The sequence below is a fragment of the Pseudomonas fluorescens genome (assembly GCF_003732425.1).
Classification (GTDB): Bacteria; Pseudomonadota; Gammaproteobacteria; order Pseudomonadales; family Pseudomonadaceae; genus Aquipseudomonas; species Aquipseudomonas fluorescens_BE.
The window spans coordinates 826,463-837,840 of the sequence record NZ_MOBX01000013.1; the positions used below are offsets into that span (position 1 = coordinate 826,463).

At 58.9% G+C, this 11,378-nt stretch carries 9 protein-coding genes; 6 read left to right on the forward strand and 3 right to left on the reverse strand.

The window, feature by feature from the left end; genetic code table 11:
* Positions 1-214: 214 nt before the first annotated feature.
* The 4 genes from BK670_RS14035 to BK670_RS14050 all read left to right on the forward strand — a co-directional run bounded on the left by BK670_RS14035 (position 215) and on the right by BK670_RS14050 (position 3,819).
* A complete protein-coding gene (locus BK670_RS14035; protein WP_123450391.1) occupies positions 215-1,009 on the forward strand; it encodes a helix-turn-helix transcriptional regulator in 795 nt (264 codons plus the stop codon).
* 174 nt (positions 1,010-1,183) lie between these two features.
* On the forward strand, positions 1,184-2,578 hold the full coding sequence (locus BK670_RS14040; protein WP_123450393.1) for an efflux transporter outer membrane subunit: 1,395 nt from the start codon (positions 1,184-1,186) through the stop codon (positions 2,576-2,578).
* 156 nt (positions 2,579-2,734) lie between these two features.
* Complete coding sequence (locus BK670_RS14045) at positions 2,735-3,340, forward strand: SCO family protein (protein ID WP_007915980.1); 606 nt, start codon at positions 2,735-2,737, stop codon at positions 3,338-3,340.
* Positions 3,340-3,819: a copper chaperone PCu(A)C gene (locus tag BK670_RS14050; protein ID WP_123450395.1), complete on the forward strand. Its 480-nt coding sequence runs from the start codon at positions 3,340-3,342 to the stop codon at positions 3,817-3,819. Before BK670_RS14045 ends, BK670_RS14050 begins: the two co-directional genes overlap by 1 nt.
* 79 nt (positions 3,820-3,898) lie before the next feature.
* On the opposite strand, the gene BK670_RS14055 is transcribed toward BK670_RS14050, so the two are convergent.
* Both BK670_RS14055 and BK670_RS14060 read right to left on the reverse strand, forming a co-directional pair.
* Entirely contained in the window at positions 3,899-4,603 is a 705-nt protein-coding gene (locus BK670_RS14055; protein WP_123450397.1) for a hypothetical protein, read from the reverse strand.
* Between the two features lie 115 nt (positions 4,604-4,718).
* Positions 4,719-5,735, reverse strand: coding sequence for an ABC transporter substrate-binding protein (locus tag BK670_RS14060; protein WP_123450399.1), 1,017 nt, complete (start codon positions 5,733-5,735; stop codon positions 4,719-4,721).
* A 411-nt stretch (positions 5,736-6,146) separates the two neighbouring features.
* On the opposite strand from BK670_RS14060, the gene BK670_RS14065 reads away from it, so the two are divergent.
* Positions 6,147-8,357, forward strand: a complete 2,211-nt coding sequence (locus BK670_RS14065; protein ID WP_123450400.1) for an LTA synthase family protein — start codon at positions 6,147-6,149, stop codon at positions 8,355-8,357.
* 44 nt (positions 8,358-8,401) lie between these two features.
* On the opposite strand, the gene BK670_RS14070 is transcribed toward BK670_RS14065, so the two are convergent.
* Positions 8,402-8,794, reverse strand: a complete 393-nt coding sequence (locus tag BK670_RS14070) for a hypothetical protein (protein ID WP_123450402.1) — start codon at positions 8,792-8,794, stop codon at positions 8,402-8,404.
* A gap of 269 nt (positions 8,795-9,063) precedes the next feature.
* Here BK670_RS14070 and katG point away from each other — a divergent pair, with 269 nt between their 5' ends.
* Complete coding sequence (gene katG, locus BK670_RS14075) at positions 9,064-11,334, forward strand: catalase/peroxidase HPI (RefSeq protein ID WP_123450404.1); 2,271 nt, start codon at positions 9,064-9,066, stop codon at positions 11,332-11,334.
* Positions 11,335-11,378 lie beyond the last annotated feature (44 nt).

Consider the following 11,378-nt stretch of genomic DNA (forward strand, 5'->3'; position numbering starts at 1 on the left):
GCAGGCATGCCTGTCATCGATGCCGTCAGAACCCCGGCGCCAACATTCAGAAATGGTGGCACTTTGTGTCCCTGTTTTCCCCTACAGACGTAGGACAAATCCATGGGCTTAAATCCCGCTCCAGATCGTGCTCAAGGAGAAATGACGGCGTGGGTGGCTTTTGCATAAACGGAAGACGATTCAGTGAAGGTTCTGAACCAGGGATGACAAGGATATGAATCTGACCGGCAGTATTCGCAATATGGAAAACCCGCATTTCTACTGGCAACTGGGTGAACTGATTGCAAGCACTGGCGATGATCACTTCGCCACGAACATGTTCCAGTTGGTCGACACCTTGGTGCCGGTCAACCGGGTGGATCTGAGTGAATGGACGCTGGATGAACGTCAGGCCAGCGTGGTCGACATCAAGCCGTTGGGCAGCGCCGGTTTGACGCAGACGTGTGCCCCGCCCGATCCGCTGGAGAGTCCCGACGATCATCCGCTGTTGCAGAAGATGATCGAGATGAACGACTCGTTGCTGATTCAACTGAAAGCCTCGCTCCAGCCTCGCCATCCGCAGCACAGCGCCCATCAATGCAATCTGGTTTCGCGCACGTCCAACCGCCGTTGCGTGATTTCATTTTACCGGCCGCATACCCAACGAGTGTTTTCCCTGCCGGAGCTGTCGTTTCTCAAGCGCCTGTCCGACACCCTGCTGCCGCTGATCGAACGTCACGCGCAGATCAGTCGGCAAATCCTCGCCCGGCAAACCCGCCAGCCGTTGGCCGAACTGGATCAGGCGCCGCTGGCGCAAGTGTTCGATGAGCGCCTGGCATTCAGCGACATCGCCCTGTCGGTGCGCGAGAAAGAAGTCTGCCTGGGCCTGTTGACCGGTGGCACCGTGCCGCAAATGGCGGAGAAGCTGCGGGTCAAAAACAGCTCGATCGAGACGTACCTGAAACGCGCCACGGCCAAACTCGGCGTCAGTGGCCGCCATGGCCTGGCGAAATGGATGGCCGGGGCCTGACGTTCAAGAACAATGCAGGCCTTTGTGGCGAGGGCGCTTGCTTCCGCTGGACTGCGTAGCAGGCCCGTTTTCAGGAGCACAACAAGGGCTGATTCGCGACCCAGCGCGAGCAAGCTCCCTCGCCACAGGTTTGCTTTGCAAGCGTCTACCCCCTTTCAGATATGAGGCAGTTCGATGTTGACCTTGCGACTTTCCCTGCTGTCCATGGCGGTGCTGATGGGCGGTTGTTCATTGATTCCCGAGTATCAGCGCCCCGCTTCACCCACCGCCGCGCAGTATCCGACAGCCACGCAGCCAGCCACGAGCCGCGAGGACTGGCGCACGCTGTTCACTGATCCGGCGTTGCAACAGCTGATCGAAAGCGCGCTGGTCAACAACCGCGACCTGCGCGTGGCGGCACTCAACGTCGAAGCTTTCCAGGCGCAATACCGCATTCAGCGCGCCGACCTGCTGCCGGCGGTATCGGCCAATGCCAATGAGTTGCGCCAGCGCATGCCGCCGAGCGTGACCCAAGGCAAAGCGCTGATTAATTCGACGTATTCGGTCAACCTCGGCATCAGCGCCTATGAGCTGGACTTCTTCGGTCGCGTGCGCAGCCTCAGCGAGGAGGCCTTGCAGACCTGGCTCTCGACTGAAGAGGCACGGCGCAGTGCCGAGCTGAGTCTGGTGGCTAACGTCGCCAATGCCTACCTGACCTGGCGCGCCGATCAGGAGCTGCTGGTTCTCACTCGCGAGACCCTTGCCGCCGATGAACAGAGCCTGCACCTGACCACCCGCAACCGTGAGGCCGGCAAATCGTCGGCGCTGGAGCAGGCGCAGGCGAAGACCAGCGTCGACAGTTCACGGGCCAATCTGGCGCGCTATCAGCGTCAGGTCGCCCAGGACTTGAACAGCCTGACTTTGCTGGTCGGAGCGCCGGTGCCGGACTCCATGCCCGCGCGCCCGTTGGCCAGCGATCTGGTGAAGCAGCTGCCCGCCGGGCTGCCTTCGGATCTGCTGCAGCGGCGCCCGGACATTCTTCAGGCGGAGTACAAACTGAAAGCGGCCAACGCCAATATCGGCGCGGCGCGGGCGGCGTTTTTCCCCAGTGTCAGCCTGACGGCGAATGCCGGAACGTCGAGTCGCGATCTGTCCGGACTGTTCGACGGCGGCTCTGGCGCCTGGACCTTTCAGCCGCAGATCAGCCTGCCGATTTTCAATGCCGGCAGCCTGCGCGCCAGCCTGGATTATTCGAAGCTACAGAAAGATGTGGCGGTGGCCGAATACGAAAAGTCGATCCAGACCGCGTTTCAGGAAGTCGCCGACGGCCTCGCCGCACGCAGCACTTATCAGCAGCAATTGCAGGCGCAGCGCGATCTGGTCGCTGCCACGCAGACGTATTACAACCTGGCGCAGAACCGCTATCAGAATGGCGTCGACAGCAGCCTGACGTTCCTCGATGCGCAGCGGTCGCTGTTCAGTTCGCAGCAAGGCCTGATCACCGATCGCCTCGCGCAGCTGGTCGCCGAGGTCAATCTGTACACCGCGCTGGGCGGGGGCTGGAGTGCCGCTGAGTCACGCGTGCAGTAAGCCGCAGTCACTTTTTCTTACACCTTTTGTCGCGCGATCCTGTGCCGTGCGGCGATCCGTGGCCGGCGCCTGCCTTCAGTTTGGTATCATGCGCCGCTTTTACGGTTAACCCCCCGCCAGTCCTGCTGACTGACGGGCTGCAAAAGGCGGTATTAGATGACGGCTTTGTTGACTCGCCGCAAGGTGCTTGCGGGAATGGGCGTGCTCGGGCTAGGCCTGCTCGCCGGCTGCGACACCCGCGGCCAACTGTCGTACAAGTACGGCAAGGATCTGAGTAACAAGATCATGGGGCGCACCTTCAAACTGAAGAACACCGATGGCGAAACCATGACGCTGTCGAGCTTTCGCGGCATGATGCCGATGGTGTTCTTCGGCTTCACCCAGTGCCCGGCAGTCTGCCCGACCACCCTCGCCCGCGCGGCGAAAATCAAGAAACTGATGGGCGCCGATGGCGATCGCTTGCAGGTGATTTTCATCACCCTCGATCCCGAGCGCGACACCCCGGAAATCCTCGACGCCTACATGAAAGCCTTCGACCCGACATTCGTTGCGCTGTACGGCACGCTCGAGGAAACCGCGGCCACGGCCAAGGAATTCGACGTGTTCTACGAGAAAGTCCCGGCCGGCGACACCTATACCATCTCGCACACTGCCACCAGTTACGTTTACGACTCCAACGGCGGCTTGCGCCTGGGTCTGTCCACCTCGCTTTCGGCAGAACAATGCACGGAAGATTTGCTTACTGTTATGGAGGTTTGCTGATGCAACCTGTTCTGAACCACATCAAACGCGCTGTCATCGGTCTTTCGCTGCTCGGCCTGGCATTCCAGGCGACCGCAGCAACCAAAGTCGACGACGCGTGGGTCCGTGCCACCGTGCCGACCCAGTCCGCCAGCGGCGCGTTCATGACCCTCACCGCCGACAGCGACAGCAAGTTGCTCAGCGTCGCGACGCCAGCGGCCAGAGACGTGCAGATCCACGAAATGACCATGAAGAATGACGTCATGAGCATGGGCCCGGTGAAGTTCGTCGAGCTGCCGGCCGGCAAAGCCGTCAAGCTTGATCCGAACGGCTACCACGTGATGCTGATGGGCCTGACCGGTCAACTGAAAGAAGGCGAAAGCGTGCCGCTGACCCTGACCGTCGAGAACGCCAAGGGCGAGAAAGAAACCATCGAGGTTAAAGCGCCGGTTCGCGCGCTGACCAACATGGAAGGTCACGATCACAGCAAGATGCATTGATCTGACTGAGCGGTAATAACAAAGGGGCGGCCTGATCGATGATCAGGCCGCCCCTTTTTTGTTTTTGATGTGTGCAGAATTAGCGCTTGCGGGCCAATGCGTTGCCTACATTGATGGCGGTCATGGCCGCGGGCTTGGCCGGTGCCTGCACTTCAGACTGATCGGCCGTTTGTGTATGGGCAGATTGCGGTGTGTGGTACTGGCTTTCGACTCGCTGATTCAACTGGGCCAGGAAGGCATCCAGCGCGGTGATCAACAACTTCTTGCGCTTGGAACCCTGGACACACTGATAAATGTAATAGCCCGCCCCCACCAGAAAACCCAGTACGCCGGAAACAAAACCGATGCCGATCCACAAGGCAAAGGCGATCAGCAGCGGTTTCCAGCGAAAAGGTGACAGCCCAAGTTCGGTGTTCAGCGCCTTGCCGTCGCGAATCAGATAAGTCTTTGCCGCAGTCTGGTTTTGCAGATGAGTGTGCAGAACGGTCTTGCCATCGTTGCTCACGGCGCTGATCAGCGAAATGTCCTGCCCGCTGCGTAGCGGAATATCGAGACCGCGCAGATGGATATCGTGTTCGATACCGTCAGCTGTCTTGATCCAGAACTCATGATTAACGACCAGCACAGTGTTGATCTGAAGTGCGACAGCTTGACCATTGCTGTCGACTTGACCGTTACCACCGGTCGAAGTGATGCGGGTTTCGCTCCTCTTTTCGCTGCCCACCACTTCACCGCTCAGGACGGTGAAATTGACGGTTTTGTCGCCATGGCTGAACGTGTGCATTGTGGGGTCCTTGTTGCATCGGTCGACGGGCCGGAACGAATTCCATAGGCGGCGAATGCTACTAAGTGGCCATCTCCGTGTCCAGAAAGCCGCGCGACGTCGACGGCCCGACGACTTAACTCCCGGCGCCACCATGCGCCTCTTCAAAGAAGTAATCCTTCCAACTGCTGGCCTTGTTCTTCAGCACGCCCAATTCCTGCAACTTCTCGGCATAAATAAAGGTGCGCTGCGGCACCACGGTGAAGTCGATTTCCGGGTCTTTAACAATTTGCTCGACCAGGGCCAGTGGCAACTTCGATTGCTCGACCCGAATGTAAGCCTGAGCCGCCGCCGGTTTGTCGGCCTTAATGATCTTCTCGGCCTCGGCCAGCGCGTCGTAGAACGCCTTGTAGGTTTTCGGGTTTTCGTCGTGGAATTTTTCTGTGGTGTACAGCACGTTGAACGTCGCCTGCCCGCCAAGCACGTCATAGGAACTCAGCACTTTGTGCACGTTGGGGTTCTGCAGGGCCTGGTACTGGAACGGCGGGCTGGAGAAATGCGAGTTGATTTCCGAGCCGCCAGCGATCAACGCCGCTGTCGCATCGGGGTGCGGCAAGCTGACTGAGATGTCGTCGAATTTCTTGTATTGCGCGTCACCGAACTCCTTGGCGGTTTCGATCTGCAAGGTGCGCGACTGGAAGCCCACGCCGGCGGCAGGCACGGCAATCCGGTCCTTGTCGGTGAAGTCCTTGAGCGTCTTGATGTTCGGATTGTTGGTCAGCAAATAGTTGGGCATCGAGCCCAGTGCGGCGATGGCTTTGACGTTCTGTTTGCCTTTGGTGCGATCCCACACGGTGAGCATCGGCGGCACACCGGCGGAAACCACGTCGAGCGAGCCGGTGAGCAATGCTTCGTTCATCGCGGTGGCGCCGGAGATGCTGTTCCAGTCGACCTTGATGTCGAGGCCCTGCTCCTTACCGTGTTTTTCGATGAGATTCTGGTCGCGCACCACATCGAGAATCAGGTAACCGATGCCGAATTGCTGGGCGATGCTGATCTTGCCTTCAGCCTGAGCGCCGCTGCTGAACAACGCACTCGCGGCTAGAGACGCGGCCAACAGAGTCAGTGCGGAACGATTGAACGGTGTGGCCATGACAACCTCGCAGCATGGGGGTGGATTGCTGAAAGGCCTGACTTTATAGATATAAAAAATAGAAATTAAATATCTTTATCGCATATCGATAGCACGGGTTGTTGAGCGAAAGGAGGCAGCGCGCTTTCGATTCCGAGGTCAGGAAACGAAGTCAAAAGATCGCAGCGCACAGATTGGATCTGGTTGAGGGATAGGCCGATTAAACAGCCTGAAACAATAAATCCGTCGGCAGCAAGATCGCCGATTGCCGTGCGCCGCGAGAGCCGGTCAGGGCCGCAGACACGTCATCACCTTAATCAGCCCGCGCGCCAGCGCATCAGTTGCGCGTTTAAAAGGGCGATCAGACAGCCCACCCTTGGTATCATCGCCCACACTTTTTTGACGTTTTGATGACTTTGGAAGGTCTTTTTTGTGAGCGCTCTTTTTAACCGGTTGCGGCGGCCGCACGCCCGCCTCTTTTCCCTGATGGTTCTGGTGCTGGTGGTGCCGGTGTGCCTGCGTGCGGCACTGGGTTGGTCGGCACCGTTGGGCTATTTGTCAGATCTGGCCATCGGCAGCCTGCTGGTGGTGTTGCTGCATCGCCGGGCGTGGTGGCTGGCCTTGCCGGTGTTGCTGTTCTGGGGATTGTTGGCAGTAGCGACCGCTGAACTGGTCAGCGCTGTCGGCCGCTTGCCGACGCCTTCGGACATTCATTACCTGATCGATCCGCAGTTCGTGGAGAACTCCACCGGCGGCGGACTGGCCCATCCTGCACTGGGCATCACTTTGCTGCTGGCCCTGCTGTTCTGGTTGCTGACCCGGTTTGCCAACCGCGACATGCCGCGTCCGCCCCTGCCCCGCGCCGCCTGGAGTGCTCCGCTGGTGTTGTTCGCCGCACACTGGGGTGCGCAGAATCTGTGGCCGAGCGAAGCCGATCCGTGGCGCCAGTACAACCTGCCGCACCAATTGCTGGCCAGCGAAGTCGCTGATCTGCAGATTCAGGCCGAGGAATGGCTGGACGGCGATATCGAAGAAGCCACACCAGCCATGGCCGGACTCACCGATGTCGACCTCAACGGGCAGAAACTGCTGGCCGCGCCGGGTCAGGCGCGCAACGTACTGATCATCGCCCTCGAAGGCATTCCCGGTGCTTACATCCGCGCCAACCGCGAGGCCATCGGCAGCCATTATCAGGAAGACCTGATGCCCAACCTCAGCCGCTGGGCCGAGCGCGGCATGAACACCCCGGATTACGTGCTGCATACGCACCAGACCATTCGCGGTCTGTACGCGATGCTTTGCGGCGATTACGACAAACTCAACAACGGCACGCCCAAAGGCGTGGAGATGCTTACCCTCAACGAGCGCAATCAGGCCTGCCTGCCGGCGCAACTGCGTGAACACGGCTTCAGCACGCACTATCTGCAGGGCGCCGGGCTGCGCTTCATGGCCAAAGACAAGATCATGCCGCACATCGGTTTCGATGCGACCCATGGTCTGGAGTGGTTCAGCAACAGCAATTATCTGGAATTCCCCTGGGGCAAGGATGACAAGGCGTTTTTCGAAGGCGCACTGGACTATGTCGGCCAACTGAAAAAGCACAAACAGCCGTGGATGCTGACCCTGCTGACTGTCGGCACCCACCAGCCCTACTCCGCGCCCGAGGACTATCTGGAGCGCTACGAAACGCCGAAACAGGCCGCCGTCGGTTATCTCGACGATGCGCTGGAGCAGTTCCTCAGCGGCCTCGAACGTCAGGGCGTATTGAAAGACACCCTGGTGGTGATCACCTCGGACGAATCCCACGGCATCGACGGTGTGCGCCTGGCTTCTTCCTGGGGCTTCAACCTGACCCTGGCGCCGGAGCATGAACAACTGCCACGGCTCAACAAAGGTGTGTATGGCCACGTCGATCTGAGCACATCCATCCTCGACTATTTCGACCTGCCGGTGCCTTCCGCGCTGAGCGGCCGCTCGCTGTTTCGCGATTACGACAGTGGCCGCGAAATCATGTCGTTCACCAACGGCAAACTGCGCTATCACAACGGTCAGGGGATTTTTTCCGAGTGCGACATGCCACGCCGCTGCCGCTACTACGAAAGCGCCGGTTTCATCGCCGAAAGCGCCACGTACAAAGGCAACTACAGCGGTCATCCGGCTCGGCAGATCGCGGCTCGTGCCAACGCCCTCGACCTGTCGCTGCTGCGCACGCCGCTCAATCATCGCTATCAGTTCGGCAGCACCACCGTCATCCCGCTGCAAGCGCAGATCAACGATGACTGGGCCGACAACCTGATTGGCGCGCAGTACCTGGAAATGCCCAAGGGCTCGCACACTCGCGTGCGCCTGACCGTGCGTTCGGTGGATCCGCAGCAGGCGGCATACATTCAGCTCAAGGCCAAGGAGTTTGAACAGGACGTGCAGATTGGCTTGCCGCAGGAGATGGTGGCAACTGCCGACCAGCCGCTGGAAATGAACTTCAGCTTCGACAACCCGCAAGAGCGCAAAGCGTTTTCCTTCCATTTGCTGGGTTATGGGCTGGGGGCGGTTGAAGTGACGGATTTCAGTGTGATTACCGAATTGCCGGGGCAGGAAGATTTGATCGACAACGTACTGGACGATGAAGCGGCACATTCGAGTTGATACATGGGAGGACGTCTCGAATAGAGACGTCCCTATCAAACTGACTATTGCTCCCGGATGTTAAAGGAACCCGTCACTTTCCCGCCGCCTTTCAGGAAAAGATTAACGTTTCCCTTTACGCCTGTGCGCGCTTCGTTTTGAAAGGTAACGGTCACCGATCCCAAACTTACCCGATAGCGAACGTTTTCGATCTTGACCTGCCAGTCCAAAATTCCGGGGTAACAATCCACATCGTGTGGGCCTTCACCTTGCAGCGTCCCGGGAAGGGTAAAAATAATCCAGTTCTTATTGTTCTCGTTGCCCACGATGATGTACCCGGACCTCACCTTTTGAAACGTCAGAAAATTGCTTTCCAAAAAGGCCTTGCCATCAACGGCGCCGGTGAACATTCCAATAGCATTTGCTTCGACATCGAGCTGCGCGTCTTCAATTTTCATTCTTGTTCCTGTCATTTAGCTAATCGAGGGTCCTTGCCACTGCACAGTAGGTCAATGCCAAATTTAAGGTCACTGTCATATATGACAGTTCTTTAGACTTTATTTATCTAACTGATTTTTTCTGATATCGAATTGAATTAGCGCGGCAAAAGACTTTGCCTATCAACGCCCAATAGTCGGCCTATTAGCTGACTCGCCAAGTCGGGTCTAGCCTTACTAGTCCGAAGCCGGCACGAGCCGGCCGTAGCAGACCTGATAAGGACCCGAACATGGCAAACGAATCGAAATGCCCGTTCAACCACGCCGCCGGTGGTGGTACGACGAACCGTGACTGGTGGCCGAATCAACTCAACCTGAAAATCCTGAGTCAGCACTCGCCCAAGTCCGATCCGTTGGGCAAGGACTTCGACTACGCCAAAGCCTTCAAGAGCCTGGACTTCCAGGCGCTGAAACAAGACCTCAATGCGCTGATGACCGACTCCCAGGACTGGTGGCCGGCCGACTTTGGTCACTACGGCCCCCTCTTCATCCGCATGGCCTGGCACAGCGCCGGCACTTATCGCACTGCCGATGGCCGCGGTGGTGCCGGCTCCGGCCAACAACGTTTCGCGCCGCTGAACAGCTGGCCGGACAACGTCAGCCTGGACAAGGCCCGGCGCCTGCTGTGGCCGATCAAGCAGAAATATGGCCGCAACATTTCCTGGGCCGACCTGATTGTTCTTACCGGTAACGTCGCGCTGGAATCCATGGGTTTCAAAACCTTCGGGTTCTCCGGTGGCCGTCCCGACGTGTGGGAGCCGGATGAGGATGTTTACTGGGGTTCGGAAAACGAATGGCTCGGCGGCGACAGCCGTTACGGCAAAAGTAAGGAGCCGATGCAGGAACCCGGTGACGGCACGCTGGTCGCCGAGCCGGATTTGCATGGCAAAGAAGAGAGCCGCACCGATCAGGGCGAACGCAATCTGGAAAACCCGCTCGCCGCCGTGCAAATGGGCCTGATCTACGTGAACCCCGAAGGTCCGGAAGGCAATCCTGACCCGGTTGCTTCAGCCCACGACATCCGCGAAACCTTTGGCCGCATGGCCATGAACGATGAAGAGACCGTCGCATTGATCGCTGGCGGTCACGCTTTCGGTAAAACCCACGGTGCCGGCCCTGCCGATAACGTCGGGCCTGAGCCGGAAGCGGCCGGCCTTGAAGAACAGGGCCTCGGCTGGCGCAACGCGTTTGGCACCGGCAAGGGTGCCGACACCATCACCAGTGGCCTCGAAGTGACCTGGACCACCACGCCGACCCGATGGAGCAACAACTACCTGGAAAACCTGTTCGGCTTCGAGTGGGAACTGAGCAAAAGCCCGGCCGGTGCGCATCAGTGGATACCGAAGAACGGCGCCGGTGCAGGCACCGTTCCGCATGCCCATGACCCGAGCAAGAAACTCTCGCCAACCATGCTCACCTCTGACCTGGCGCTGCGTTTCGATCCTGCGTACGAGCAGATCTCCCGACGCTTCCTCGCCAATCCCGATCAATTGGCCGATGCCTTTGCCCGTGCCTGGTACAAGCTCATTCACCGCGACATGGGCCCGCTGTCGCGCTACCTCGGCCCGGAACTGCCGAACGAAGAACTGTTGTGGCAGGACCCGATCCCCGCTGTCACTCACCCGCTGATCGACGACAACGACGCGACTGCGCTGAAAGGCAAAATCCTCGCGTCTGGCCTGTCGGTGTCACAACTGGTCTCGACCACATGGGCCGCTGCCTCGACGTTCCGCGGTTCGGACAAACGCGGTGGCGCCAACGGTGGACGCCTGCGTCTGGCCCCGCAAAAGTTCTGGCAAGCCAACCAGCCTGAGCAACTGGCCAAAGTCCTGCAAACCCTCGAGGGCATTCAGAACGAGTTCAATGGCGGCGCCGCCGGCAAGAAAGTCTCGCTGGCAGACCTGATCGTATTGGCGGGGAATGCCGGAGTCGAGCAAGCAGCGAAAAACGCCGGCCATTCGGTCACAGTACCGTTCACCCCGGGACGTACAGATGCCAGCCAAGAGCAAACCGACGTTGATTCCTTCGGTTTCCTTGAGCCGATTGCCGATGGCTTCCGCAACTACAGCAAAGGCAAATACACCGTCTCGGCCGAAGCGCTGCTGATCGACAAGGCGCAACTGCTGACCCTCACTGCGCCGGAGATGACTGTGCTGCTGGGTGGTTTGCGGGTGTTGAACACCAACGTCGGGCAAACCCGGCATGGTGTGTTCACTTCGCAGACAGAAGCGCTGACCAACGACTTCTTCACCAACCTGCTGGACATGGGCGTGGAGTGGAAGCCGACTTCAAGGGATGCCGATGAGTTCGAGGGACGCGACCGTAAAACCGGCAGCGTGAAATGGACGGCGACGCGGGTTGATCTGGTGTTTGGTTCGAATGCGCAACTGCGGGCATTGGCTGAGGTGTATGCCAGTTCGGATGCCAAGGAGCAGTTTGTGAAGGACTTTGTGGCGGCGTGGACGAAAGTCACCAACCTGGATCGTTTCGACCTGAAATAGCGGTAAATGCAAAAACCTGTGGGAGCGAGCCTGCTCGCGAATAC